The organism is Streptomyces sp. NPDC029151, assembly GCF_055564315.1.
In genome coordinates this window covers 142,664-168,673 of the sequence record NZ_JBVHWQ010000002.1, presented here as the reverse complement: position 1 = coordinate 168,673, position 26,010 = coordinate 142,664, and the positions used below count along the sequence as shown (strand labels likewise).

26 protein-coding genes are annotated in these 26,010 nt (G+C 69.9%); 16 read left to right on the top strand and 10 right to left on the bottom strand.

Annotated elements, in window-relative coordinates:
* From pgl to tkt, 5 genes are read right to left on the bottom strand one after another with little or no spacing between them, the layout of a single operon-like run.
* A complete protein-coding gene (gene pgl / locus ACZ4VF_RS08565; protein ID WP_467924021.1) occupies nucleotides 1-783 on the bottom strand; it encodes a 6-phosphogluconolactonase in 783 nt (260 codons plus the stop codon).
* Nucleotides 780-1,862: a glucose-6-phosphate dehydrogenase assembly protein OpcA gene (gene opcA / locus ACZ4VF_RS08560; protein WP_467924019.1), complete on the bottom strand. Its 1,083-nt coding sequence runs from the start codon at nucleotides 1,860-1,862 to the stop codon at nucleotides 780-782. The genes pgl and opcA overlap by 4 nt, the downstream gene beginning before the upstream one ends.
* Complete coding sequence (gene zwf, locus ACZ4VF_RS08555; RefSeq protein ID WP_467924017.1) at nucleotides 1,859-3,397, bottom strand: glucose-6-phosphate dehydrogenase; 1,539 nt, start codon at nucleotides 3,395-3,397, stop codon at nucleotides 1,859-1,861. Before zwf ends, opcA begins: the two co-directional genes overlap by 4 nt.
* Nucleotide 3,398: 1 nt before the next feature.
* Entirely contained in the window at nucleotides 3,399-4,517 is a 1,119-nt protein-coding gene (gene tal, locus ACZ4VF_RS08550) for a transaldolase (protein WP_467924015.1), read from the bottom strand.
* 33 nt (nucleotides 4,518-4,550) lie between these two features.
* The gene (gene tkt, locus ACZ4VF_RS08545; protein ID WP_467924013.1) at nucleotides 4,551-6,638 is read right to left on the bottom strand and encodes a transketolase; all 2,088 of its coding nucleotides are present in this window, start codon (nucleotides 6,636-6,638) and stop codon (nucleotides 4,551-4,553) included.
* Nucleotides 6,639-7,013: 375 nt separating this feature from the next.
* On the opposite strand from tkt, the gene ACZ4VF_RS08540 reads away from it, so the two are divergent.
* The 4 genes from ACZ4VF_RS08540 (at nucleotide 7,014) to ACZ4VF_RS08525 (ending at nucleotide 10,394) form a co-directional block, all read left to right on the top strand.
* Nucleotides 7,014-7,985: a heme o synthase gene (locus tag ACZ4VF_RS08540; protein ID WP_467924011.1), complete on the top strand. Its 972-nt coding sequence runs from the start codon at nucleotides 7,014-7,016 to the stop codon at nucleotides 7,983-7,985.
* A gap of 58 nt (nucleotides 7,986-8,043) precedes the next feature.
* Complete coding sequence (locus ACZ4VF_RS08535) at nucleotides 8,044-8,364, top strand: hypothetical protein (protein ID WP_467924009.1); 321 nt, start codon at nucleotides 8,044-8,046, stop codon at nucleotides 8,362-8,364.
* A 167-nt stretch (nucleotides 8,365-8,531) separates the two neighbouring features.
* Nucleotides 8,532-9,638: an amidohydrolase family protein gene (locus ACZ4VF_RS08530; RefSeq protein ID WP_467924007.1), complete on the top strand. Its 1,107-nt coding sequence runs from the start codon at nucleotides 8,532-8,534 to the stop codon at nucleotides 9,636-9,638.
* Nucleotides 9,639-9,656: 18 nt separating this feature from the next.
* A complete protein-coding gene (locus tag ACZ4VF_RS08525; protein ID WP_467924005.1) occupies nucleotides 9,657-10,394 on the top strand; it encodes a nucleotidyltransferase in 738 nt (245 codons plus the stop codon).
* Nucleotide 10,395: 1 nt separating this feature from the next.
* Here ACZ4VF_RS08525 and ACZ4VF_RS08520 read toward each other — a convergent pair whose 3' ends face one another.
* The 4 genes from ACZ4VF_RS08520 to ACZ4VF_RS08505 form a co-directional block, all read right to left on the bottom strand.
* Nucleotides 10,396-11,406, bottom strand: a complete 1,011-nt coding sequence (locus ACZ4VF_RS08520; protein ID WP_467924003.1) for a COX15/CtaA family protein — start codon at nucleotides 11,404-11,406, stop codon at nucleotides 10,396-10,398.
* Between the two features lie 81 nt (nucleotides 11,407-11,487).
* Entirely contained in the window at nucleotides 11,488-12,204 is a 717-nt protein-coding gene (locus ACZ4VF_RS08515) for an ABC transporter permease (RefSeq protein WP_467925568.1), read from the bottom strand.
* Nucleotides 12,205-12,254: 50 nt separating this feature from the next.
* A complete protein-coding gene (locus tag ACZ4VF_RS08510; RefSeq protein WP_467924001.1) occupies nucleotides 12,255-13,232 on the bottom strand; it encodes an ABC transporter ATP-binding protein in 978 nt (325 codons plus the stop codon).
* A gap of 31 nt (nucleotides 13,233-13,263) precedes the next feature.
* Nucleotides 13,264-14,079: an AAC(3) family N-acetyltransferase gene (locus tag ACZ4VF_RS08505; protein WP_467923999.1), complete on the bottom strand. Its 816-nt coding sequence runs from the start codon at nucleotides 14,077-14,079 to the stop codon at nucleotides 13,264-13,266.
* A 183-nt stretch (nucleotides 14,080-14,262) separates the two neighbouring features.
* Here ACZ4VF_RS08505 and ACZ4VF_RS08500 point away from each other — a divergent pair, with 183 nt between their 5' ends.
* From ACZ4VF_RS08500 to ACZ4VF_RS08465, 8 genes are read left to right on the top strand one after another with little or no spacing between them, the layout of a single operon-like run.
* Entirely contained in the window at nucleotides 14,263-14,997 is a 735-nt protein-coding gene (locus ACZ4VF_RS08500) for a helix-turn-helix transcriptional regulator (protein WP_467923997.1), read from the top strand.
* Nucleotides 14,994-16,415: a Fe-S cluster assembly protein SufB gene (sufB, locus tag ACZ4VF_RS08495; RefSeq protein ID WP_467923995.1), complete on the top strand. Its 1,422-nt coding sequence runs from the start codon at nucleotides 14,994-14,996 to the stop codon at nucleotides 16,413-16,415. The genes ACZ4VF_RS08500 and sufB overlap by 4 nt, the downstream gene beginning before the upstream one ends.
* 55 nt (nucleotides 16,416-16,470) lie before the next feature.
* Nucleotides 16,471-17,691 carry a Fe-S cluster assembly protein SufD gene (gene sufD, locus ACZ4VF_RS08490; RefSeq protein WP_467923993.1) on the top strand — a complete coding sequence of 407 codons (1,221 nt, stop codon included), beginning with the start codon at nucleotides 16,471-16,473 and terminating at the stop codon, nucleotides 17,689-17,691.
* Complete coding sequence (locus ACZ4VF_RS08485) at nucleotides 17,688-18,020, top strand: non-heme iron oxygenase ferredoxin subunit (protein WP_467923991.1); 333 nt, start codon at nucleotides 17,688-17,690, stop codon at nucleotides 18,018-18,020. Before sufD ends, ACZ4VF_RS08485 begins: the two co-directional genes overlap by 4 nt.
* Nucleotides 18,021-18,027: 7 nt before the next feature.
* Complete coding sequence (gene sufC, locus ACZ4VF_RS08480) at nucleotides 18,028-18,792, top strand: Fe-S cluster assembly ATPase SufC (RefSeq protein WP_467923989.1); 765 nt, start codon at nucleotides 18,028-18,030, stop codon at nucleotides 18,790-18,792.
* On the top strand, nucleotides 18,789-20,045 hold the full coding sequence (locus ACZ4VF_RS08475; RefSeq protein WP_467923987.1) for a cysteine desulfurase: 1,257 nt from the start codon (nucleotides 18,789-18,791) through the stop codon (nucleotides 20,043-20,045). Before sufC ends, ACZ4VF_RS08475 begins: the two co-directional genes overlap by 4 nt.
* A 16-nt stretch (nucleotides 20,046-20,061) precedes the next feature.
* Nucleotides 20,062-20,529 (top strand): Fe-S cluster assembly sulfur transfer protein SufU, encoded by a 468-nt coding sequence (gene sufU, locus ACZ4VF_RS08470; RefSeq protein ID WP_467923985.1) that lies wholly within the window; start codon nucleotides 20,062-20,064, stop codon nucleotides 20,527-20,529.
* Nucleotides 20,526-20,858 (top strand): metal-sulfur cluster assembly factor, encoded by a 333-nt coding sequence (locus ACZ4VF_RS08465; protein ID WP_069781552.1) that lies wholly within the window; start codon nucleotides 20,526-20,528, stop codon nucleotides 20,856-20,858. The genes sufU and ACZ4VF_RS08465 overlap by 4 nt, the downstream gene beginning before the upstream one ends.
* Before the next feature lie 68 nt (nucleotides 20,859-20,926).
* On the opposite strand, the gene ACZ4VF_RS08460 is transcribed toward ACZ4VF_RS08465, so the two are convergent.
* Nucleotides 20,927-21,670, bottom strand: a complete 744-nt coding sequence (locus ACZ4VF_RS08460; RefSeq protein ID WP_467923982.1) for an AbfB domain-containing protein — start codon at nucleotides 21,668-21,670, stop codon at nucleotides 20,927-20,929.
* Between the two features lie 106 nt (nucleotides 21,671-21,776).
* Here ACZ4VF_RS08460 and ACZ4VF_RS08455 point away from each other — a divergent pair, with 106 nt between their 5' ends.
* The 4 genes from ACZ4VF_RS08455 (at nucleotide 21,777) to ACZ4VF_RS08440 (ending at nucleotide 25,224) form a co-directional block, all read left to right on the top strand.
* Complete coding sequence (locus tag ACZ4VF_RS08455; RefSeq protein ID WP_467923980.1) at nucleotides 21,777-22,100, top strand: DMT family transporter; 324 nt, start codon at nucleotides 21,777-21,779, stop codon at nucleotides 22,098-22,100.
* A complete protein-coding gene (locus tag ACZ4VF_RS08450) occupies nucleotides 22,100-22,636 on the top strand; it encodes a TetR/AcrR family transcriptional regulator (protein WP_467923978.1) in 537 nt (178 codons plus the stop codon). The genes ACZ4VF_RS08455 and ACZ4VF_RS08450 overlap by 1 nt, the downstream gene beginning before the upstream one ends.
* A gap of 63 nt (nucleotides 22,637-22,699) precedes the next feature.
* Nucleotides 22,700-23,686, top strand: coding sequence for a 2,3,4,5-tetrahydropyridine-2,6-dicarboxylate N-succinyltransferase (gene dapD / locus ACZ4VF_RS08445; RefSeq protein ID WP_467923976.1), 987 nt, complete (start codon nucleotides 22,700-22,702; stop codon nucleotides 23,684-23,686).
* Nucleotides 23,687-24,036: 350 nt separating this feature from the next.
* A complete protein-coding gene (locus tag ACZ4VF_RS08440) occupies nucleotides 24,037-25,224 on the top strand; it encodes an AAA family ATPase (protein WP_467923974.1) in 1,188 nt (395 codons plus the stop codon).
* Nucleotides 25,225-26,010: the final 786 nt, after the last annotated feature.

Sequence of the window (26,010 nt, the reverse complement as noted above, 5' to 3'; positions counted from 1 at the left end):
TCACGCGGACGCCGGCGGATACAGCGACCTCGGCAGCTGGGAAGCCGCCGCCGAGTCCAGCAGCCACAGGGTGCGGGAGCGGCCGTACGCGCCCGCCGCCGGGGCCTGGATCTCGCCCGCGCCCGACAGGGCGATGGCCGCGGCCTCCGCCTTGTCCTCGCCGGCCGCGAGGAGCCAGACCTCGCGGGCCGCGCGGATCGCCGGCAGGGTGAGGGAGATCCGGGTCGGCGGGGGCTTGGGGGCGCCGTGGACGCCGACCACCGTGCGCTCCGTCTCCCGGACCGCGGGCAGCTCGGGGAAGAGCGAGGCCACGTGGGTGTCCGGGCCGACGCCCAGCATCAGGACGTCGAAGGCCGGAACCGAACCGTGGTTCTCGGGGCCGGCCGCCTTCGCCAGCTCCGCCGCGTACGCCTCCGCCGCCGCCTCGACGTCCGCGCCGTACGGACCGTCGGAGGCGGGCATGGCGTGCACGCGCTCCGGGTCCAGCGGCACGGAGTCCAGCAGCGCCTCGCGGGCCTGCGTGACATTGCGCTCGGGGTCGCCGTCGGGGAGGAAGCGCTCGTCGCCCCACCACAGGTCGAGGCGGCCCCAGTCGACGGCGTCCCGGGCGGGGGCCGCCGCCAGCGCGGCCAGCAGGCCGTTGCCGTTGCGGCCGCCCGTGAGGACCACGGACGCGGTGCCCCGGGAGGCCTGCGCGTCCACGATCTTCGTGATCAGGCGGGCCGCGGCGGCCTGCGCCATCAGCTCCTTGTCGCGGTGGACGACCAGCTGCGGAGTGCTCACTTCGCCGCCGCCTTCCTCGCCGGTGCCTTCTTCGCGGTCTTGGCCGCCGCCTTCTTGGCGGGGGCCTTGGCCGCTTCCTCGACCGGTTCCGGTTCCGCGACCGGCTCCGCTTCCCCGACCGGTCCGGCCGGGGTCTCGGACGTCTGCTGCGGAACCGTGTCCAGCCGCTCCACGCCGAAGCGCAGCGCCGACGCGTAGGTGTCGTCCGGGTCCAGCCGGCGCAGCTCCTCCGCGATCAGCTCGGCGGTGTCCCGCCGCTTCAGCGCCACCGCGCGGGCCGGCTGGCCCTCGATGGACAGCGTGGCCAGCGAGCCGTCGGCCCGGTCCAGCGTGATCGGGCCCTGACTGGTGTCCATGCGGACCGCCGTCAGACCGGGGCCCGCCGACAGCGACCGCTTCACCGGCACGTCCAGCCGGTCCGCGAGCCACATCGCCAGCAGCTCGCAGCTCGGGTTGAACTCCTCGCCCTCCACCTCGACGGCCTTCACCTCACAGGTGACCTGGTCGAGTGCCGCCGCGAGCATGGAGCGCCACGGCGTGATCCTCGTCCAGGACAGGTCGGTGTCGCCGGGCGTGTAGGCGGAGGCACGGGCGGACAGCTCCCGCACCGGCTGCTCGGAGGCGTAGCTGTCGGTGACCCGGCGCTGGGCGAGCGCGCCCAGCGGGTCCTTCGCCGGGTCGAGCGGGGCGTTCACCGGCCACCACACGACCACCGGGGCGTCCGGCAGCAGCAGCGGCAGCACCACCGAGTCGGCGTGGTCGACCGCCTCGCCGTACAGCCGCAGGACGACCGTCTCGCCGGTGCCCGCGTCCGCGCCCACCCGCACCTCGGCGTCCAGACGCGAGGTCGTGCGGTCGCGCGGGGAGCGCGAGACCCGCTTGATCACCACGAGCGTGCGCGAGGGGTGCTCGCGCGACGCGTCGTTGGCGGCCTTCAGGGCGTCGTAGGCGTTCTCCTCGTCGGTGACGATGACGAGGGTCAGGACCATGCCGACGGCGGGTGTGCCGATGGCGCGGCGGCCCTTCACGAGCGCCTTGTTGATCTCTCCGGCGGTGGTGTCGGTCAGGTCTATCTTCATGGCCGGCGCCAGCTCCGTCCGTCTCGTGCGAGCATCTCGTCCGCCTCCACGGGACCCCAGGTGCCCGACTTGTACTGCGCGGGCCTGCCGTGCTTGTCCCAGTACTCCTCGATCGGGTCGAGGATCTTCCAGGAGAGCTCGACCTCCTCCGTGCGCGGGAAGAGGTTGGCGTCGCCGAGCAGCACGTCGAGGATGAGCCGTTCGTACGCCTCCGGGCTGGACTCCGTGAACGACTCGCCGTAGGCGAAGTCCATGGAGACGTCCCGGATCTCCATCGAGGTGCCCGGCACCTTGGAACCGAAGCGGACCGTGACGCCCTCGTCCGGCTGGACCCGGATGACGATCGCGTTCTGGCCCAGTTCCTCGGTGGCCGTGGTGTCGAACGGGGAGTGCGGGGCCCGCTGGAAGACGACCGCGATCTCGGTGACGCGGCGGCCGAGGCGCTTGCCGGTGCGCAGGTAGAAGGGGACGCCCGCCCAGCGGCGGTTGTCGATCTCCAGCTTGACCGCGGCGTAGGTGTCGGTCTTCGACTTCGCGTCGATGCCGTCCTCTTCGAGGTAGCCGATGACCTTCTCGCCGCCCTGCCAGCCCGCCGCGTACTGCCCGCGCACGGTGTTGGCGCCCAGGTCCTTCGGCAGCCGGACGGCGCCGAGCACCTTCTCCTTCTCCGCGGCCAGCGCGTCCGCGTCGAAGGAGGCGGGCTCCTCCATGGCGGTGAGCGCCATCAGCTGCAGCAGGTGGTTCTGGATGACGTCCCGGGCGGCGCCGATACCGTCGTAGTAGCCGGCCCGGCCGCCGATGCCGATGTCCTCGGCCATCGTGATCTGCACGTGGTCCACGAAGGACCGGTTCCAGATCGGCTCGAACATCGTGTTGGCGAAGCGCAGCGCCAGGATGTTCTGGACGGTCTCCTTGCCGAGGTAGTGGTCGATCCGGAACACCTGGTCCGGCTCGAACACCTCGTGCACGACCTTGTTCAGCTCCTCGGCCGACTTCAGGTCGTGTCCGAACGGCTTCTCGATGACCGCGCGCCGCCAGGAACCGCTGCTCTGGTCGGCGAGGCCGTGCTTCTTCAGCTGCTGGATCACCACCGGGAAGGAGCGCGGCGGCACCGACAGGTAGAAGGCGAAGTTGCCGCCCGTGCCCTGTGCCTTGTCCAGCTCCTCGATGGTGGCGCGCAGCCGCTCGAACGCCTCGTCGTCGTCGAAGGTGCCCTGGACGAAGCGCATGCCCTGGATGAGCTGCTGCCAGACCTCCTCACGGAACGGGGTGCGCGAGTGCTCCTTCACCGCGTCGTGCACGACCTGGGCGAAGTCCTCGTGCTCCCAGTCGCGGCGGGCGAAGCCCACCAGCGAGAACCCCGGCGGCAGCAGACCCCGGTTGGCGAGGTCGTACACGGCCGGCATCAGCTTCTTGCGCGACAGGTCGCCCGTGACGCCGAAGATGACCAGGCCCGACGGCCCCGCGATCCGCGGGAGCCGCCGGTCGGCCGGGTCACGAAGCGGGTTCGCTCCGGAACCGGAAACGGGTGACAACTCAGCCCTCCGAAGGGGCGAGGCGTTCGAGCTCCGCCTGAGTGGACTTGAGCAGGTCGTTCCAGGACGCCTCGAACTTGTCGACGCCCTCGTCCTCCAGCACCTGCACGACGTCGTCGTAGGAGATGCCGAGCCGCTCCAGCGCGTCCAGATCGGCACGCGCCTGCTCGTAGGTGCCGGTGACGGTGTCGCCGGTGATCTCACCGTGGTCGTCGGTGGCCTCCAGCGTGGCCTCCGGCATGGTGTTGACCGTGTTCGGGGCGACCAGCTCGGTGACGTACAGGGTGTCCGGGTACGCCGGGTCCTTCACGCCGGTCGACGCCCACAGCGGACGCTGCTTGTTCGCGCCCGCCTTCTCCAGCGCGCTCCAGCGGTCGGAGGAGAAGACCTCCTCGTACGCCTGGTAGGCGAGCCGGGCGTTGGCGAGGGCGGCCTTGCCGCGCAGCGCCTTGGCCTCGTCGGTGCCGATCGAGTCCAGGCGCTTGTCGATCTCGGTGTCCACGCGGGACACGAAGAAGGACGCCACGGAGTGGATCTCGGACAGGTCCAGGCCGCGCTCCTTGGCCTTCTCCAGGCCGGTCAGGTAGGCGTCCATGACCGCGCGGTAGCGCTCCAGCGAGAAGATCAGCGTGACGTTGACGCTGATGCCACGGCCGATGACCTCGCTGATCGCCGGGACGCCCGCCATGGTGGCCGGGATCTTGATGAGGGTGTTCGGGCGGTCCACCAGCCAGGCCAGCTGCTTGGCCTCGGCGACGGTGGCGTGCTCGTTGTGCGCCAGACGGGGGTCGACCTCGATGGAGACCCGGCCGTCCTGGCCGTTCGTGGCGTCGAAGACCGGGCGCAGGATGTCGGCGGCGTCGCGGACGTCCGCCGTGGTGATCATGCGGATGGCCTCTTCGACCGTGACCTTGCGGGCGGCGAGGTCCGACAGCTGCTGGTCGTAGCCGTCGCCCTGCGAGATCGCCTTCTGGAAGATCGTCGGGTTGGTGGTGACGCCCACGACGTGCTGCTGGTCGATCAGCTCGGCGAGGTTGCCGGACGTGATCCGCTTGCGCGACAGGTCGTCCAGCCAGATCGCGACGCCTTCCTCGGAGAGGCGCTTGAGTGCGTCTGTCATGGAATTACATCTCCTACGTGTCGTATGTGAGCGTCAGCGCTGGGCGTCGGCGAGGGATTCCCGCGCCTTCGCGGCCACGTTCTCCGCGGTGAAGCCGAACTCCTTGAAGAGCACCTTGGCATCGGCGGAAGCACCGAAGTGCTCCAGGGAAACGATGCGGCCGGCGTCTCCCACGTACTTGTGCCACGTCAGGCCGACGCCCGCTTCCACGGCGACGCGGGCCTTCACGGACCGGGGCAGCACGGAGTCCCGGTACCCCTGGTCCTGCTGCTCGAACCACTCCACGGACGGCATCGAGACGACGCGCGTGGGAACGCCCTCGGCCTGGAGCTGCTCGCGCGCCTCGACGGCGACGTGCACCTCGGAACCGGTGGCGATCAGGATCACCTGCGGCTCGCCGCCCTCCGCCTCGAACAGGACGTAGCCGCCCTTGGCCGCGTCCTCGTTCGGCTCGTACGTCGGCACACCCTGGCGGGTGAGCGCGAGGCCGTGCGGCTGGCCCTTGCCGAACTCCTTCGTCCAGCGCCTGAGGATCTCGCGCCAGGCGATCGCGGTCTCGTTGGCGTCCGCCGGGCGGACGATGTTCAGACCCGGGATCGCGCGCAGCGAGGCGAGGTGCTCGACCGGCTGGTGGGTGGGGCCGTCCTCGCCGAGGCCGATGGAGTCGTGCGTCCACACGTACGTCACCGGCAGGTGCATCAGGGCGGACAGGCGCACGGCGTTGCGCATGTAGTCGGAGAAGACGAGGAAGGTTCCGCCGTAGACGCGCGTGTTGCCGTGCAGGGTGATGCCGTTCAGCTCCGCGCCCATCGAGTGCTCGCGGATGCCGAAGTGGATCGTGCGGCCGTACGGGTCGGCCTCCGGCAGCGGGTTGCCCTTCGGCAGGAAGGAGCTGTCCTTGTCGATGGTCGTGTTGTTCGACCCGGCGAGGTCGGCGGAGCCGCCCCACAGCTCGGGGATCACCGCGCCGAGCGCCTGGAGTACCTTGCCGGACGCGGCACGCGTCGCGACGGCCTTGCCGGGCTCGAAGACCGGGAGCTTCTCCTCCCAGCCGGTGGGCAGCTCGCCCTTGCCGATCCGGTCGAACTCGGCGGCCCGCTCCGGGTTGGTCTCGCGCCACACCTGGAGGGACTTCTCCCACTCGGCCTTCGCCTCGGCACCCCGCTCCAGCGCCTTGCGGGTGTGCGCGATGACCTCGTCGGCCACCTCGAAGGACTTCTCCGGGTCGAAGCCGAGGACGCGCTTGGTGGCCGCGACCTCCTCGTCGCCCAGCGCCGACCCGTGGGCGGCCTCGGTGTTCTGCGCGTTCGGGGCCGGCCAGGCGATGATCGAGCGCATCGCGATGAAGGACGGCCGGTCCGTGACCCGCTTCGCCTCCTGGATCGCCGCGAAGATCGCCGCCGGGTCCAGGTCGCCGTCCTCCTTGGCCTCCACGCGCTGCACGTGCCAGCCGTAGGCCTCGTACCGCTTGACGGTGTCCTCGGAGACGGCCGTCTCGGTGTCGCCCTCGATCGAGATGTGGTTGTCGTCCCACAGCAGGACCAGGTTGCCGAGCTTCTGGTGGCCGGCCAGCGAGGAGGCCTCGGCGGAGATGCCCTCCTGGAGGCAGCCGTCACCGGCGATGCAGTAGACGAAGTGGTCGAAGGGGGACTCGCCGGCCGGGGCCTCCGGGTCGAACAGGCCGCGCTCGTAGCGGGCGGCCATCGCCATGCCCACCGCGTTGGCCACGCCCTGGCCCAGCGGGCCCGTGGTGGTCTCGACACCCTTGGTGTGCCCGTACTCCGGGTGGCCGGGGGTCTTCGAACCCCACGTCCGGAACGCCTTCAGATCGTCCAGCTCCAGGCCGAAGCCGGCCAGGTACAGCTGGGTGTAGAGGGTCAGGGACGAGTGACCGGCGGACAGCACGAAACGGTCGCGGCCGGTCCACTCGGGGTCGGCCGGGTCGTGCCGCATCACCTTCTGGAAGAGGGTGTAGGCGGCCGGGGCCAGGCTCATCGCCGTACCGGGATGGCCGTTGCCGACCTTCTGTACGGCGTCTGCGGCCAGGACACGGGCGGTGTCCACGGCCCGCTGGTCCAGCTCGGTCCACTCAAGGTCTGTGGTGGTCGGCTTGGTGCTCACCCTGGGTCAGGGCTCCTCTCCACATGTCGGTCGCCGGTCGTCGGGGCATGCGCCCCCCGGCCGCCGGCGTGCTGGGCGCCCACCGGCCGTTGTCGAGCCTACCCCCGTCAAGACGTGCGTTTTTTCGAGTGTTTCCAGACTGCCGGGACTCTGTGCGATCCGCCTCCCGACTGGCCGGAACGCGGTGTGGCACATGAATACGGAGCCGGTCATCTGAGCGCTCAATCGAGTGCCCTGTCCCCTCTTATGGGGCCCCTCTTCCCCGGGGCCGTCAACACGACCCCACCCCCGCGAAGGCCGGGGTATGGGCAACGTCTAAAGTGGCGTGGTACGCGCGAGCCTTTACCGCCACTTCACACGGGGAGGCTCGCTGGGATGTCTCTGTCAGGGGTGTGCGTGACGGCCGTCGAATCCCGTCCAGCGGGTGTGGTTCGTGGTGCGAACCAGGACCCGGTTCATCGGCCGTTCGGGGCCCGTGTCAAGGCGTTCGTGGCGCTGACCAAGCCGCGGATCATCGAACTGCTGCTCATCACCACCGTTCCGGTCATGTTCCTCGCCCAGCAGGGCGTGCCGGACCTGACGCTGGTCCTGCTGACCTGCGTCGGCGGCTACCTCTCCGCGGGCGGCGCCAACGCGCTGAACATGTACATCGACCGGGACATCGACGCCCTGATGGACCGCACCTCGCAGCGGCCCCTGGTGACCGGCATGGTCAGCCCGCGCGAGTGCCTGGTCTTCGGCATCTCCCTGGCCGTCGTCTCGACGCTGCTGTTCGGCCTCACCGTCAACTGGCTGAGCGCCTGGCTCTCCCTCGGCGCGCTCCTCTTCTACGTCGTCGTCTACACGATGATCCTCAAGCGGCGTACGTCGCAGAACATCGTGTGGGGCGGCATCGCGGGCTGCATGCCCGTGCTCATCGGCTGGTCGGCGGTGACGGACTCGCTCTCCTGGGCGCCGGTCGTCCTGTTCATGGTGATCTTCTTCTGGACCCCGCCGCACTACTGGCCGCTGTCCATGAAGGTGAAGGACGACTACGCGCGCGTGGGCGTGCCGATGCTGCCGGTCATCGCGTCCAACAAGGTCGTGGCCCGGCAGATCGTCCTCTACAGCTGGGTCATGGTCGCCGTCTCCCTGCTCCTCACCCCTCTCGGCTACACCGGCTGGTTCTACACGGCCGTCGCACTGGCCGCCGGCGGATGGTGGCTGTGGGAGGCGCACGCGCTCCAGAACCGGGCCAAGGCCGAGGTCACGGGCGTGAAGCTGAAGGAGATGCGGCTGTTCCACTGGTCGATCACCTATGTGTCGCTGCTGTTCGTGGCGATCGCGGTGGACCCCTTCCTGCGCTGACGCATGTCACAGACGCCCGCTCTCGCCAGTCGATCTACTCGTCGGTAGCATCCTGGCCATGGCAGACACGCAGCAGGTTGACGCGAGGGCCGAGCGCACGGTGGCCAGGCTCGCCCGGGAGATCAGCGCCTTCTCCAAGGCCCACGGCGGTGCCGAGGGCCAGGTGGCCCACATCGGCCGGCGCGGCGCCCGCATCGTCCTCGTCGGCGAGGACGGCGGCTGGGGCGACCTGGTGGCCCCCACGTACGAGATCGCCGAGCAGGCCGTCGGGAAGGCGGGCATCACGGTCCACGAGTCCTTCGACGGCGAGTTCGCGGCGAAGGTGACGACCGGGCCGTACGAGTGGAAGCGGATGGCCGGTATCCAGATCGGCGGCTGACGCGGGACCGGCGGCCGGCGCGGGATCCCGGTGGCCGCCGTGGCAGCGGCGGTCCGGCGCGGCCGGCGGCCGGGCGCGCGCCCCTTTCGGCCGGCTGCCGCCACCTGAACCCGGTTCACCCGTTAGGACGGGTAAGGCAGCACAGCGCGTCCTCACGGGGAGCCCGGATGATCGAAACGCCGTCCCTCGTGGACCAGTACTGCCACGGCGTACTGCGGACGGAACTGGGCCTCGGCACCTTCGAGGCCCAGCTGGCGCGCACCGAGGGCCCGCCCGCCGCCGGCACGACCCTCTTCGACACCCAGACCGGCTTCGCCGTACGGCGCTGGTGCCCGCCCCTGCTCGGCCTGGAACCCCACTGCCCGCCCGCCCGCTACCTGGCCCGCCGCCGGGAACTGGGCGTGCTGGAGTCGAGCCGCAGGCTGCTGCGCGGCAGCGGCATCACGACGTACCTGGTCGACACCGGCCTGCCCGGCGACCTCACCGGCCCCGCCGAGCTGGCCGGCGCGGGCGACGCCGAGGCCCGGGAGATCGTCCGGCTGGAGCTGCTCGCCGAGCAGGTCGCCGACACCTCCGGCACCGTCGAGTCCTTTCTGGCCAACCTCGCCGAGTCGGTGCACGGGGCCGCGGCGACCGCCGTCGCCTTCACCTCCGTCGCGGGCCTCCGGCACGGACTGGCGCTCGCCCCCGAGCCGCCGGGACCGGGGGAGGTGCGGGGGGCGGCGGGCCGCTGGCTGGCCGGGCGGCGGGTCGGCGGCCCGCTCACGGACCCCGTCCTGCTCAGACACCTGCTGTGGATCGCCGTCGCCTCGGGCCTGCCCCTGCAGCTGCACGCCGGCCTCGGCGAGCCCGGCTCCCGCATCGACCGCACGGACCCGGTGCTGCTGACGGGTCTCGTCCGGGCCACCGCCGGCCTCGGCACCGACCTGATCCTGCTGCACGGCTATCCGTACCACCGCCACGCCGCCCACCTGGCCGGCGTCTTCCCGCACGTCTACGCCGACGCGGGCGCCGCACTCGTACGCACCGGCGCCCGCGCGGCCACGGTCCTCGCGGAGATCCTGGAGCTGGCCCCCTTCGGCAAGATCCTCTTCTCCACCGGCGCACAGGGCCTGCCCGAACTGCACGTCGTCGGCGCCCGCCTCTTCCGCGAGGCCCTCGGCCGGGTCCTGGGCGGCTGGGTCGCCGAGGGCGCCTGGTCCCCGGAGGACGCCCAGCGGGTGGCCCGCCTGATCGCGGCGGACAACGCGCGCCGGGTGTACGGACTGGACTGAGCCGACCAGACTGGGCCGATGACGACCGCGCCCCTGCTCGACGCGTTCCTGCACGCCCTGCTGCCCCTGCGCCCGCGCGCCCTGTGGGCGCACGGCTCACTGGCCGGCGGCGACTACCAGGAGGGCCGCAGCGACCTCGACCTGATCGCCGTCCTGCCCGGCACCATGACCCTGGGGACCGTACGACGGCTGGCCGGGCTGCACCGGCGGCTGCGGAGCGAGCCGCTCGCGGCGAAGCTCCACTGCACCTACGTCACACCCGCCACCCTGGACGACGTGGACCGCTCGCACGTCACCTGGGCGCACGGACGGCTGATGCGCCGCCCGGTCACCCCCGTCACCCGCCGCGAGCTGCACGCCTTCGGACGCGTGCTGTACGGCGAGACCCCGGCCGCGCTGCTCCCGGCGGTACCGGACCGGCAGCTGGCCGACTTCGTCGTCCGCGACCAGCGGGACTTCTGGCGCCCGGCGGTGGACAAGGCCCGGCTGTGGCGGCAGGACGTCTGGGTGGACCTGGGCCTGCTGACCTTCGCCCGGGCCACCGTGACCCTCCGCGACGGCCGCCTGGTCTCCAAGCGGGAGGCCCTGACCGAGCTGACGGCACTGGGGGCCCCGGCGGAGGTCGTCGAGGACATCACCCGCCGCCGGTACGGCACCCCGGACCCGGCCTCCAGCGCCTGGCTCACCCGGCGCGCCGAGCTGACCCGCGCCTATCTGGGGCCGGCGATCGACACGCTCGTCGCGGCCTCGGGGTGAATCACACGCGCGTGCCGACCGGTACACCGGCCGACGGGTCCGGCAGGACCGGGCCGGTCTCCGGGCGCTCGCGCAGCGAGAGCAGGACGCGCAGGACCCAGATCCACATCACCGTGGAGCCGAGCATGTGCGCGGCCACCAGCGCCTCCGGGAGGTGGGTGAAGTACTGGACGTAGCCCACGGTCCCCTGGGCCAGCAGGACGACGAACAGCTCCCGCGTCCGGGCCAGGGGGGCCTTCGGCGCGTCGACCGCCTTCAGGACGAACCACAGGGCGAACGTCAGCGTCACCACGATCCAGGCGAGCACCGCGTGCAGCTTGGAGACCGTCTCCCAGTCGATCGGGATGCGCTCGACCTCGCTGGAGTCGCCGGCGTGCGGGCCGGCCCCGGTCACCACCGTGCCGACCGCGATGAGCAGCACGGACGCGGCCACCAGGAACCACACCAGCTGCTGCACCGCCTTGCCGACCAGCGGACGCGGCGCCCCGTCACCCTCCCGGGTGCGCTGCCACATCACCGTGGCGATGGCGATCAGGGCGGTGGAGAGCAGGAAGTGCGCGGCGACCGTGTACGGGTTCAGGCCGACCAGCACGACGATGCCGCCGAGCACCGCGTTGCCCATGACGACCCAGAACTGGGCCCAGCCCAGCCGGGTCAGGCCGCGCCGCCAGGGTTTCTGGGAGCGGGCCGCGACGATCGCCCAGCCGACGGCCGCGCACAGCACGTACGTCAGCATGCGGTTGCCGAACTCGACGACCCCGTGAAAGCCCATGGCCCGGGTGGTGGTCAGCGAGTCGTCGGTGCAGGTGGGCCAGGTCGGACAGCCGAGGCCCGAGCCGGTGAGGCGGACGGCGCCGCCGGTGACGACGATGACGACCGACATCACGAGCGCGGCGAGGGCCGCCCGGCGGACGGTCCGTGGATCCGGGGTCCAGCGGTCGGCGATGAAGGCGAGCGGGTTGCGCAGGGCCGCTTCGGCGTCGGCGCGGGTCAGCTTTGGCACGCACACCATCGTAGGCCGCCGCTTGTGCATGCGTTCACGAGGGTCCCTCGGACGGCGCTCCCCGCGTCGCTCCCGCCCTCCCGGCCCGCATCACTCCCAGCGGAAGAACCGCCCGGCCGCCGCCAGGCCCACGACCGCCCACGCGCCCAGGATCCCCAGGTCGCCCCAGGGCACGCCCGCGCCGTGCTGGAGGACGTCCCGCAGGCCGTCCGAGAGGGCGGAGACGGGCAGCAGACCGAGCACGTGCTGCCCGGCGGAGCCGAACTTCTCCAGCGGCACGACGACCCCGCCGCCCACGAGGAGCAGCAGGAAGACCAGGTTGGCGGCGGCCAGCGTCGCCTCCGCCTTCAGCGTGCCCGCCATCAGCAGGCCGAGCCCGGAGAAGGCGGCGGTACCGGCGACGAGCAGCAGGAACACGGTGGCGGGGTTGCCGTGCGGCGACCAGCCCAGCGCGAAGGCGATGACGGTCAGCAAAGCGACCTGGAGGACCTCCGTGACCAGGACGGACACCGTCTTCGCGGTCATCAGGCCCCAGCGCGGCAGCGGGGAGGAGGCGAGCCGCTTCAGGACGCCGTAGCGGCGCTCGAAGCCGGTGGCGATGGCCTGCCCCGTGAACGCCGTCGACATCACGGCCAGCGCCAGGACGCCGGGGGCGAGGAAGTCGACGGCCTTGCCCTTCCCGGTGTCCACGATGTCGACCGAACTGAACAGCACGAGCAGCAGGGTCGGGATGACGACCGTGAGCAGCAGCTGCTCGCCGTTGCGCAGCAGCATCTTCGTCTCCAGCGCCGCCTGCGCCGCGATCATGCGGGGGAGCGGGGCGGCTCCGGGCTTCGGGGTGTACGTACCCGCCGTGGTCACGAGCGCAGCTCCTTGCCGGTCAGCTCCAGGAAGACGTCCTCCAGCGTGTGCCGCTCCACCGAGATCCGGTCGGGCATCACCCCGTGCTGGGCGCACCAGGAGGTGACCGTGGCCAGCAGCTGGGGGTCGACCTTGCCGGCGACCCGGTAGGCGCCCGGGGTCAGCTCGGCGGCCGTGCAGTCGGCCGGGAGCGCCTTGAGCAGGGAGCCGACGTCGAGGCCGGGGCGGCCGGTGAAGCGCAGGGTGTTCTCGGCGCCGCCCCTGCACAGCTCCTCCGGGGAGCCCTGGGCGATGACCCGGCCGCCGTCGATGATCGCGACGTCGTCGGCGAGCTGCTCGGCCTCGTCCATGTGGTGCGTGGTGAGGATCACCGACACGCCGTCGGCGCGCAGGTCCCGCACCAGGTCCCAGGTGGCCCGGCGGGCCTGCGGGTCGAGTCCGGCGGTCGGCTCGTCCAGGAACACCAGCTCCGGGCGGCCCACGACGGCCATGGCGAGCGCGAGCCGCTGCTGCTGGCCGCCGGAGAGCCGGCGGTAGGAGGTGCGGCCGCAGGAGCCGAGGCCGAGGCGTTCGACGAGGGCGTCGACGTCCAGCGGGTGCGCGTGCAGCCTGGCGACGTGCCGGAGCATCTCGTCGGCGCGGGCGCCCGAGTACACGCCCCCGGACTGCAGCATCACGCCGATGCGGGGCCGCAGCTCGGCGGAGTCCCGTACCGGGTCGAGGCCCAGGACGCGCACCGTGCCGGAATCCGGCTTCCGGTACCCCTCGCAGGTCTCGACCGTGGTCGTCTTCCCCGCCCCGTTGGGGCCGAGGACGGCGGTCACACCCGGCCGGGCCACCAGGTCGAGGCCGTTCACCGCGGTCTTCGTGCCGTACCGCTTCACCAGGCCCCGGACCTCGATGAGCGGCTGTGACGCGACGCGTCCCCCTGAGGTGTGGTCGTCGGGAGACGGGTCGGCGGGCTCACTTCGCATGGCTCCAGAGTCTAGGGAGCGCGCGCGCCGGTCAGGCGGCCGGGTGGGGGAACTCCGTCTCGCGGGGGCGGTGCAGCGGCAGCCACCGCTCGGCGTAGGCCACGGCGTCCGCGACCGGGAACAGCCGCGCCCGTGCCGCGCCGACCGTGCCGCGGACGACGGGCCGGTCCCGCTCGTAGTCGTGCCCCAGCTCGTCGAACCGGTCGGAGGTGATCGACACCTCGGTCACGGTCTCCCAGCCGCCGCCGGGAGCGGGCCGCCCGACCCGTACGAGCGGGGCCGGTACGCGGTACTCGGCGAGGTGGAAGGCGGTGCAGGAGTCGTAGCCCGCGCCGAGCAGCAGCACCCGGGCGCCCCGTTCCTCCAGCCGGGCCAGGGGGCTGCGCTCGCCGAGCCGGCAGTCGGGGGCGTGGCCCTCGGTGATCTCCCACGCGCGTGGGCCGAGCGCGGCGAAGGAGGTCTGGGGGTGCGCGCTGCGCAGGGCGCCCGGCCAGGTCCGGACGGTCTCGGGGATCACACCGACCCCGAGCGCGGGGGTGATCAGGGGGTCGTACGGGGGCATGGTGGCGCGGATCCGGTCCCACCACTCCCTCGGCACCGGCGGGTTCGCCCATACGGCGGGGTCGGACTGGTCGCCGGTCTGGGTGGGGACGACGAGCGTGCCGGACGGGCCGAGTGCGTCGAGGAGCCCCTGGACGACCGCGACCGCCCCTCCGTTCACCCAGCCGAGGGAGCTGAGCGAGGAATGTACGAGGAGGGTCTCGCCGGTCTTCACACCCAGCAGGCGCAGGCCGGTGGCGAGGGTGTCCCGGGTGACAAGAGGGCCGGTGGGAGGGGGTGCGGGCATGGTTCGGGAGTCTTCCCGACGGGGCTCTGAGCCGCCACCGAATTGGCCGCGCGACGGACCGGCGATGATCGATCAAAGATCGTTTCCGCAGGTCAGATTAGGTATGCCTAAGTGACGCAGGGCACCAGCCGGTGATCCGGACGGCGCTTGTCAGGCTCCGCGGAATTACGCAACAATGGCGTTGTGAAAAACGTCGGCGAGGCTCGGGAGACCCCCACGGGTGCCCCCCAGGAGGAGCTAGCGACCGGTGAGCGCTCCACGCGCAACCGGGTCGCGCGGTCCATCCTGGACCACGGTCCGTCGACCGTCGCCGAACTCGCCGGCCGGCTGGGACTGACCCAGGCGGCCGTCCGGCGTCACCTGGACGCGCTGGTCGCGGACGACGTGGTGGAGGCCCGCGAGCAGCGGGTGTACGGCACGCGCACGCGTGGCCGCCCCGCCAAGGTCTTCGCGCTCACGGACTGCGGCCGGGACGCCTTCGACCAGTCCTACGACAAGCTCGCCGCGGACGCGCTCCGCTGGATCGCCGAGCAGGGGGGCGGCCCCGAGGCGGTCGCCGCCTTCGCCCGGGCCCGGATCGCCGCCCAGGCGAGCGCGTACCGCAGGGCGATCGAGGCCGTGACGCCCGACAAACGCGCCGAAGCGCTGGCCAAGGCCTTGAGCGCCGACGGGTACGCTGCTACGGCGCGCAGCGCACCGGTCGGCGAGCAGCTCTGCCAGCACCACTGCCCGGTCGCTCACGTCGCGGAACAGTTCCCGCAGCTGTGCGAGGCGGAGACGGAGATCTTCGCAGAGCTGCTGGGTACCCACGTCCAGCGACTGGCGACCATCGCGCACGGCGACGGCGTCTGCACGACGTTCATCCCCAAGACATCCACTGACGCACCTGCAAGCACGGCCGGGAGGAACCCCGCATGACTCTCCCCACGGAGACTGCCCACCCTGAGCTCGAGGGCCTGGGCAAGTACGAATACGGCTGGGCCGACTCCGACGTGGCCGGTGCCTCCGCCAGGCGCGGCCTCAACGAGGACGTCGTCCGCGACATCTCGAACAAGAAGTCCGAGCCGGAGTGGATGACCAAGCTGCGCCTGAAGGGCCTGAAGCTCTTCGAGAAGAAGCCGATGCCGAACTGGGGCTCCGACCTCTCGGGCATCGACTTCGACAACATCAAGTACTTCGTGCGCTCCACGGAGAAGCAGGCGGAGTCCTGGGAGGACCTGCCCGAGGACATCAAGAACACCTACGACAAGCTGGGCATCCCGGAGGCCGAGAAGCAGCGCCTCGTCGCCGGTGTCGCCGCCCAGTACGAGTCGGAGGTCGTCTACCACCAGATCCGCGAGGACCTGGAGGAGCAGGGCGTCATCTTCCTCGACACCGACACCGCCCTGAAGGAGCACCCGGAGCTCTTCAAGGAGTACTTCGGCACCGTCATCCCGGCCGGTGACAACAAGTTCGCCGCGCTGAACACCGCGGTGTGGTCCGGCGGCTCCTTCATCTACGTCCCCAAGGGCGTCCACGTCGAGATCCCGCTCCAGGCCTACTTCCGGATCAACACCGAGAACATGGGCCAGTTCGAGCGGACCCTGATCATCGTCGACGAGGGTGCCTACGTGCACTACGTCGAGGGCTGCACCGCGCCGATCTACAAGTCGGACTCGCTGCACTCCGCCGTGGTCGAGATCATCGTCAAGAAGAACGCCCGCTGCCGTTACACGACCATCCAGAACTGGTCGAACAACGTCTACAACCTGGTCACCAAGCGCGCCGTGGCCTACGAGGGCGCGACCATGGAGTGGATCGACGGCAACATCGGCTCCAAGGTGACGATGAAGTACCCGGCCGTCTACCTGATGGGCGAGCACGCCAAGGGCGAGACCCTCTCCATCGCCTTCGCGGGCGAGGGGCAGCACCAGGACGCGGGCGCCAAGATGGTCCACATGGCCCCGAACACCTCGTCCAACATCGTGTCGAAGTCGGTCGCGCGCGGTGGCGGCCGTACGTCCTACCGCGGTCTGATCGAGATCGGCGAGGGCGCCCCGGGCTCCAAGTCCAACGTGCTCTGCGACGCGCTGCTGGTCGACACGATCTCCCGCTCGGACACGTACCCGTACGTCGACGTCCGCGAGGACGACGTGTCCATGGGCCACGAGGCCACCGTCTCCAAGGTCTCCGAGGACCAGCTCTTCTACCTGATGAGCCGCGGCCTCTCCGAGGACGAGGCCATGGCGATGATCGTGCGCGGCTTCGTCGAGCCGATCGCCAAGGAGCTGCCGATGGAGTACGCGCTGGAGCTCAACCGGCTGATCGAGCTGCAGATGGAAGGCGCGGTCGGCTAGGGCCGCCCCATCGCCAGCAGACGTCTTACTCAGGAAAGAGAGCACTACGACAGCCATGGCTGAGGCCCAGAACTCTCCCACGCTCGGCTCCGCTCGCGCGGGGGGACCCCCACCCGTGGGTTCCACCACCGCCGGCTCGATCGCGGTCGCCGCGGAGTCGACCGTCGTCTCGCGCATGAGCGCGCCCCCGTCCTTCGACGTGGCGGACTTCCCGGTCCCGCACGGCCGCGAGGAGGAGTGGCGCTTCACCCCGCTGGAGCGGCTGCGCGGGCTGCACGACGGCACCGCCGTCGCGAACGGCGACGGGGTGAAGGTCGACGTCCAGGCCCCCGAGGGCGTCACCGTCGAGACCGTCGGCCGCGACGACGCGCGCCTCGGCAGGGCGGGCACCCCCGTGGACCGCGTCGCCGCCCAGGCGTACTCCGCGTTCGAGAAGGCCTCGGTCGTGACGGTCGCCAAGGAGACCGTCCTCACCGAGCCGATCCGCATCGCCGTGCACGGCCAGGGCGGCACCGCCTTCGGCCACCAGGTGATCGAGCTGGGCGCCTTCGCCGAGGCCGTCGTGGTCATCGACCACACCGGTGACGCGGTGCTCGCCGCCAACGTCGACTACGTCCTCGGCGACGGCGCCAAGCTGACCGTCGTCTCCGTCCAGGACTGGGACGACAAGGCCGTCCACGTCGCCCAGCACAACGCGCTGGTCGGCCGGGACGCCTCCTTCAAGTCCGTGGTCGTCACCTTCGGCGGTGACGTGGTCCGCCTGCACCCGCGCGTGGAGTACGCCGGCCCCGGCGGCGAGGCCGAGCTGTTCGGCCTGTACTTCACCGACGCCGGCCAGCACCAGGAGCACCGCCTCCTGGTCACCCACAACACCCCGCACTGCAAGTCGAACGTCGTCTACAAGGGCGCGCTCCAGGGCGACGACGCGCACGCGGTCTGGATCGGCGACGTGCTCATCGAGGCCAGCGCCGAGGGCACGGACACCTACGAGATGAACCGCAACCTGGTCCTCACGGACGGCGCGCGTGTCGACTCGGTGCCGAACCTGGAGATCGAGACCGGCGAGATCGTCGGCGCCGGCCACGCCTCCGCCACCGGCCGCTTCGACGACGAGCAGCTCTTCTACCTGATGGCCCGCGGCATCCCGGAGCACGAGGCCCGCCGCCTGGTGGTCCGCGGCTTCTTCGCCGAGCTGGTCCAGCAGATCGGCGTCGCCGACATCGAGGAGCGCCTGCTCGCCAAGATCGAGGGAGAGCTGGAGGCTTCGGTCGCATGACGTCGTTCGTACGCGCCTGCGGGCTGAGCGAGCTGGAGGAGGACACCCCGAAGCGGGTGGAACTCGACGGCACGCCGATCTCGGTCGTCAGGACCGAGGGCGAGGTGTTCGCCATCCACGACATCTGCTCCCACGCGAACGTCTCCCTCTCCGAGGGCGAGGTGGAGGACTGCCAGATCGAGTGCTGGCTGCACGGCTCCGCCTTCGACCTGCGCACCGGCAAGCCGTCCGGCCTCCCCGCGACGCGCCCCGTCCCCGTATACCCCGTAAAGATCGAAGGGGGCAGCGTCTTCGTTGACGTCCGCGCCTCCCTCACCCAGGAGTCCTGAGGCACCCATGGCAACGCTTGAAATCCGAGACCTGCACGTCACCGTCGAGGCCGACAACGCCACGAAGGAGATCCTCAAGGGCGTCGACCTCACCGTGAAGCAGGGCGAGACGCACGCCATCATGGGCCCCAACGGCTCCGGCAAGTCGACCCTCGCCTACTCCCTCGCGGGTCACCCGAAGTACACGATCACCGGCGGCACCGTGCTGCTCGACGGCGAGGACGTCCTGGAGATGTCCGTCGACGAGCGCGCCCGCGCGGGCCTGTTCCTGGCGATGCAGTACCCGGTCGAGGTCCCCGGCGTCTCGGTCTCCAACTTCCTGCGCACCTCCGCCACCGCGATCCGCGGCGAGGCCCCCAAGCTGCGCACCTGGGTGAAGGAGGTCAAGGAGGCCATGGAGCGCCTCAACATGGACCCGTCCTTCGCCGAGCGCAACGTCAACGAGGGCTTCTCCGGCGGTGAGAAGAAGCGCCACGAGATCCTCCAGCTGGAGCTGCTCAAGCCGAAGGTCGCGATCCTCGACGAGACCGACTCCGGCCTCGACGTCGACGCGCTCCGCATCGTCTCCGAGGGCGTCAACCGCGTCCGTGAGACCGGCGAGGTCGGCACCCTGCTGATCACGCACTACACGCGCATCCTGCGCTACATCAAGCCCGACCACGTCCACGTGTTCGCCGGCGGCCGCATCGTCGAGTCCGGCGGTCCCGAGCTGGCGGACAAGCTGGAGAACGAGGGCTACGAGTCGTACGTGAAGGGTGGCGCATCCGCGTGACACAGCTGCCGGGCCTCCTCGACACCGAGGCGATCCGCAAGGACTTCCCCGTACTGGACCGCGTCGTCCACGACGGCAGGAAGCTCGTGTACCTGGACAACGCGGCGACCTCGCAGAAGCCGCGCCAGGTGCTGGACGCCCTGAGCGAGTACTACGAGCGCTACAACGCCAACGTCCACCGCGGTGTGCATGTGCTCGCCGAGGAGGCCACGGCGCTGTACGAGGGCGCGCGCGACAAGGTCGCCGAGTTCGTCAACGCGCCGAGCCGCGACGAGGTGATCTTCACCAAGAACGCCTCCGAGTCGCTGAACCTCGTGGCGAACATGCTGGGCTGGGCCGACGAGCCCTACCGGGTGGACCACGAGACCGAGATCGTCATCACGGAGATGGAGCACCACTCCAACATCGTGCCGTGGCAGCTGCTGGCGCAGCGCACGGGCGCGAAGCTGAAGTGGTTCGGTCTCACCGACGACGGCCGGCTCGACCTGTCCAACATCGAGGAGATCATCACCGAGAAGACGAAGATCGTCTCCTTCGTGCTGGTGTCCAACATCCTGGGCACGGTCAACCCGGTCGAGACGATAATCCGCCGCGCCCAGGAGGTCGGCGCCCTCGTCTGCATCGACGCCTCCCAGGCCGCGCCGCACATGCCGCTGGACGTGCAGGCGCTGCAGGCCGACTTCGTGGCCTTCACCGGCCACAAGATGTGCGGCCCGACCGGCATCGGCGTTCTTTGGGGCCGCCAGGAGCTGCTGGAGGACCTTCCCCCCTTCCTCGGCGGCGGCGAGATGATCGAGACGGTCTCGATGCACTCGTCCACCTACGCCCCGGCCCCGCACAAGTTCGAGGCGGGCACGCCCCCGATCGCGCAGGCGGTCGGCCTCGGCGCGGCCATCGACTATCTGCAGTCGATCGGCATGGACAAGATCCTCGCCCATGAGCACGCGCTGACGGAGTACGCGGTGCGGCGCCTGGCCGAGGTCCCCGACCTCCGCATCGTCGGGCCGACCACGGCCGAGGACCGCGGCGCGGCGATCTCCTTCACGCTGGGGGACATCCACCCGCACGACGTGGGTCAGGTCCTGGACGAGCAGGGCATCGCGGTCCGGGTCGGCCACCACTGCGCCCGTCCGGTCTGCCTCCGCTACGGAATTCCCGCGACCACGCGAGCGTCGTTCTATCTGTACTCCACGCCGGCCGAGATCGACGCTCTGGTCGAGGGGCTGGAGCACGTTCGGAACTTCTTCGGCTGAGAGGCGTGTCGACACCGTGAAGCTGGATTCGATGTACCAGGACGTCATCCTGGACCACTACAAGAACCCGCACGGGCGTGGTCTGAGGGACGGCGACGCCGAGGTGCACCACGTGAACCCGACCTGCGGCGACGAGATCACCCTGCGCGTGAAGTACGACGGCACGACCATCGAGGACGTCTCGTACGAGGGCCAGGGCTGTTCGATCAGCCAGGCCTCGGCCTCCGTGCTGAACGAGCTGCTGGTCGGCAAGGACCTGGCGGACGCGCAGAAGATCCAGGAGACCTTCCTGGAGCTGATGCAGTCCAAGGGAAGGATCGAGCCCGACGACGCGATGGAGGAGGTCCTGGAGGACGCGGTCGCGTTCGCCGGTGTCTCCAAGTACCCCGCGCGGGTCAAGTGCGCCCTCCTGAGCTGGATGGCGTGGAAGGACGCGACGGCCCAGGCGCTGGGTGGCGCCGACGCCGAAAGGAAGACGGCATGACCGACACCGCTGAGATGAAGCCGGCCTCCGAGGAGGAGCTGCGCGAGGCTCTGATGGACGTGGTCGACCCCGAGCTGGGCATCGACGTCGTCAACCTCGGCCTGATCTACGGCATCCACGTCGACGACTCGAACGTCGCGACCGTGGACATGACCCTGACCTCGGCGGCCTGCCCGCTGACGGACGTCATCGAGGACCAGGCCAAGTCCGCCACGGACGGCCTCGTCAACGAACTCCGCATCAACTGGGTGTGGATGCCGCCGTGGGGCCCGGACAAGATCACGGACGACGGCCGTGAGCAGCTTCGGGCGCTGGGCTTCAACGTCTGATCAACGTCTGATCCCACCGCGTGCGTGAAGCGGCGGCACCCTGCCGGGGTGCCGCCGCTTCCGTGTGTTCAGGCCAGCCCGTCCACCAGCAGGAACGCCGAGTCGGACCGGAAGAGGCCGGTGTTCTGGTACGGGTCCAGCCGAAGCCGGAAGTTCTGGTGGCGCAGGAAGCGGCCGGGGTAGTTGACCGACTCCAGCCTGACGGCACCGGGGGAGCCGGAGGCGCGGGGGCAGAACGTGGCGTCCCGGGCGAACAGGGGGGAGCCGTCGGCGGGTTCCGCGCGCAGCAGGAAATCGCGGTGGCGCAGGTAGCCGCCGTCCGCCGTGGCGAAGGAGTAACAGCGGGCGTCGGCGAGGCCCTCGACGCGGGTGAAGGTGGCGGCGCGGCGGTCCGCGGCCGAGCCGACGGGGTCGAGCTTCACCAGGCCGCCGCTGACGTGCCAGTAGCGGTCGGGGTAGTTGAGGGAGCGGACCGACGTTCCGTGTTCCGCCGGCCGGGGTGAACCGGACGCGGGTGCCGGGGACTTCGCGGGCGTGCGCTTCGGGTGGGAGGGGGAGCCGGGGGCGGAGGGCGAGGGCGCCGGCGGCGCCGTGCGGTTCCTCGCGGGGGCCGGTGCGGGCGCCGGCGTGGTGGACGGGGAGGCGAAGGAGAGCAGGCCGGGGCCGTTGTCCGGCGGTGTCGCCGGTGCGGTGGCCTTCGTCTGCGGGGGCTGGTCGTTCAGGGCGGTGACGGCCGCGCAGGCGGCGGCGACCGCCAGCGCCAGCGCGGCGGCCAGCCCGAATCTTCGGGCGCGGGGGGTGTTGTCGGGCACGGGCCCGCACAGTAGTGGACACCGGGCCGGCTGCGAGCGGTTTCTATGAAAGTGAAACTTTCTCGTTGTGTACGGCCGTACACAGCCGTTGTGTACGCTCGTACACATGGGATACCTGCTGCTCGCCGGCGCCATCGCCGCCGAGGTCGCCGCCACCACGGCGATGAAGTACAGCGAGGGGTTCAGCCGGCTCTGGCCCTCGCTCGTGACCGCGCTGGGCTACCTCGTCTCGTTCGCCCTGCTCGCCCAGACCCTCAAGAGCGTGCAGATCGGCACGGCGTACGCCATCTGGTCCGGCGTGGGCACCGCGGCCGTCGCCGTCCTCGGCCTGCTGCTGTTCGGGGAGGGGCTGAGCCTCGCCAAGGTCGCGGGGATCGTGCTGATCATCGGCGGAGTGGTGGTCCTGAACCTCGGCGGGGCGGCGCACTGATGCCCCGCCGGCACGACCCCGGGCGACGGCAGCGGATCATCGACGCGGCGATCCGTGTGGCCGGCCGGGACGGCATCGCCGGGCTGAGCCACCGTACGGTCGCGGCCGAGGCCGACGTCCCGCTCGGCTCCACGACGTACCACTTCGCCACCCTGGAAGAGCTGCTGGTGGCCGCGTTGCGGCAGTCGAACGAGGGCTTCGGCCGGGTGCTGGCCGAACTGCTGCCGGAGGGCACCGGCCGGGGCGACCTCGCCGCGGACCTCGCCCGGGCGCTCGGGCAGTGGCTGGCGGGCGGGCGGACCGGCGTGGAGCTGGAGTACGAGCTGTACCTCGCGGCGCTGCGCCGCCCCGCGCTGCGTCCCGTCGCCGCCGAGTGGACCGAGGGCGCCGCCGCGCTGCTGGCCCGCCGCACCGACCCGGTCACCGCCCGCGCCCTGCTCGCGCTCATGGACGGCATCTGCCTCCAGGTGCTGCTGACGGGCGGTTCGTACGACGAGGAGTACGCGCGCGCCGCGCTGGCTCGGCTGATCCCCTGAACCCGCGCCCGGCACGTGGACGCGGTTCGCCCTCACCACCCCACCCACGTTAGGTTTTGTCCCATGACCGAGTCTGCAACCCGTACCACCGGCGCCGTCGCCGCCGGCCTCGCCACGATCGCCTCCGACGGCACCGTTCTCGACACCTGGTTCCCGGCCCCCGAGCTGGTCGAGGCGCCGGGCCCGGCCGGCACCGAGCGGCTGTCCGCCGAGCAGGCGGCGGAGCTGCTGGGCGGCGGCGCGACCGCGGCGACCGGCCCGGACGCCCGCCGGGGTGTCGAGGTGGTCGCGGTCCGCACGGTCATCGCCTCGCTGGACGAGAAGCCGATCGACGCGCACGACGTCTACCTGCGCCTGCACCTGCTCTCGCACCGCCTGGTCAAGCCGCACGGCCAGAACCTGGACGGCATCTTCGGCCACCTCGCCAACGTCGCCTGGACCTCGCTCGGTCCGGTCGCCGTGGACGACCTGGAGAAGGTGCGCCTCAACGCCCGCGCCGAGGGCCTGCACCTCCAGGTGACCTCGGTCGACAAGTTCCCCCGCATGACGGACTACGTCGCCCCCAAGGGCGTGCGCATCGCCGACGCCGACCGGGTCCGCCTCGGCGCGCACCTCGCGGCCGGCACCACGGTCATGCACGAAGGCTTCGTCAACTTCAACGCCGGCACGCTCGGCACCTCCATGGTCGAGGGCCGGATCTCCGCGGGCGTCGTGGTCGGCGACGGCTCGGACATCGGCGGCGGCGCCTCCACCATGGGCACCCTGTCCGGCGGCGGCAACGTGATCATCTCCATCGGCGAGCGCTGCCTGGTCGGTGCCGAGGCGGGCGTCGGCATCGCGCTCGGCGACGAGTGCGTGGTCGAGGCGGGCCTGTACATCACGGCCGGCACCCGGGTCACCATGCCCGACGGCCAGATCGTCAAGGCCCGCGAGCTGAACGGCGCCTCGAACATCCTCTTCCGCCGCAACTCGGTCACCGGCACGGTCGAGGCCCGCCCGAACAACGCGGTCTGGGGCGGCCTGAACGACATCCTGCACAGCCACAACTGACCACCGGCGGCCGTGACCTGCGGCCGCCTTATCGAACAACGCCGTGACCTGCTGCTGAGCTGTCGGTAGCTGTCGACGGTGGTCACCATTGAGCGCCCTTCCACGGCCCTAGGACGGCCCGGGAGGGCGCTTGTGGTTGAGACGCATGCCATGCGCCGACACCTGTTTCGACAGCCCAGCACTGAGGTTGTGAGCTGTCGACGGATGATGCGAAGAGCACTGACTGCTGAGAGACCGGTCTCAGGAGCGCTTACCTGCACCGCGTCTGAGGAATGTATCTAGCGACCTGTCACATGTAGTCGGAGATAGAATCGTTCTGACGCTTGCGACCCACGACTGGGATGGCCTTGATGAGTGAGACCAACGAAGAACAAGCCCCGGAAGCTATTGAGCGCAAGAATCTCCGGTTCACAAGCCTGCAGGTAACCAACTGGCGTAATTTCGCACGATTCTCTGTGGATTTGCGACCTAGGATGTTCTTGGTTGGACCAAACGCGGCAGGTAAGTCCAATTTTCTAGACTGCTTTCGATTTCTTTCCGACATTGTCTCCGTGGGTGGAGGATTCGAGGCCGCCGTTGCGCGACGTGGGGGCGTCAGTATGATCCGATCACTTGCGGCCCGTCGATATCCTTCGATTTCTATTCGCGCCACGCTTGGGAATGACACCATCTTCGATGAGTGGACCTATGAGTTGAAGTTCAAGCAGGATAACAATAGGCGCCCGATCGTCGAATCGGAAACGGTCAAGTATCGAGACACCACCGTCCTTGCCCGGCCGGACGAGTCGGACTCGAAGGATTCGGAGCGTTTGCGGCAGACCAATCTAGAGCAGGTCAACGCCAACCGGGACTTTCGCACGGTCTCTGATTTCTTCGCAAGCTTGAGCTACTTGCATATCGTCCCCCAACTCGTCCGCGAACCTGACCGATCTGTCGGGAAAAAAGACGACCCCTTCGGTGGAGATTTCCTCGAACAGATTGCTCGAACCCCTAAAAAGACGCGAGACGCGCGACTTCGGAGGATCGTTGACGCGTTGCGGGTGGCGGTTCCGCAGCTTCAAGGATTGGAGTTGCAGCCTGACGTTCGCGGCGTTCCGCACCTTCGAGGCAAGTACCAACACTGGCGTCCTCAGGGAGCGTGGCAAACAGAGGATCATTTCTCCGACGGTACACTTCGCCTACTCGGACTGCTGTGGGCCGTAGCCGAGACGAGGGGTCCGCTACTTCTAGAGGAGCCCGAACTTTCACTGCACCCAGAAGTGGTGCGGTATATCCCGCAGATGTTTGCGCGCGTGCAGCGGAAGTCTGGGCGTCAGATTCTTGTGAGCTCGCACTCTCCAGAAATCCTGAATGACCCCGGAATTGGCACTAATGAAGTATTGGCGCTTATTCCAGAATCAGAAGGAACGGCCGTAACTCTCCTCTCGGAGAGAGAAGATCTGCAGACTATGCGGGATGCCGGGGTGCCACTCGGCGATATCTTGCAGGGGCTAACAGCCCCGCGTGACGCCGGGCAACTCAGCTTCTTCGTGGGGTAGGCGCGTGATTTCAATTACGGCCGCAGTTGAAGGGCCGTCTGACGAGGGTGCCGTTACCGCAATCCTCAGAGAATGTGGTTTTACGGTTGGCATGTTCTTGGGTGGCGGTGGGCGAACCGGCATCCTCAAGAAACTTGGTGCCTACAACTTGGCAGCCAAGCATTCGCCCTGGTTTGTCCTGGTTGATCTTGATTCTCCCGACTCTTGTGTGGTCGAGAAGCTCGGTAGTTGGCTCCCTGCTCCCTCCGAGATGATGGTATTCCGTGTTGCAGTCGCGGAGTTGGAGTCCTGGCTACTGGCAGATCGTGAGGCCATAGCTAATTTTTTGGGAGTTTCTCAGGACAAGGTGCCCAGAAACCCGGATTCACTTCTCGACCCTAAGCAGACGATCGTCAATCTCGCTCGAGCCTCCCGTAAAAGAGACATTCGCGAGGGGGTCGCCCCTAAGGCGAAGAGTGGTGCCACTGTGGGGCCTACTTACGTTTCAGACCTTCGAGAGTTCGGTCTAAATCAATGGCGGCCAAGGATTGCGGCCTCCGAATCACCTAGTCTTAACCGGTGTATCAGGAGGTTGGACGAGCTAGCCGCGCGGCTCCGAAACTGAGGTCGGCGGAGCGGCTTTGGGCTGGAGCTGCTTTGGGGCGAGTGATCATGGCCCCGTAAGCTTCCGGCGCGTCGGGCAGTCTGTGGACCTGCCCGTTAAAGCCCGACGTTGGGGCCATGATCTTAGAGGCTCGCCCCAAAGTGGCTGCCTAAAGCCGTGGAGCCGACCGCCCCAGCCATAGA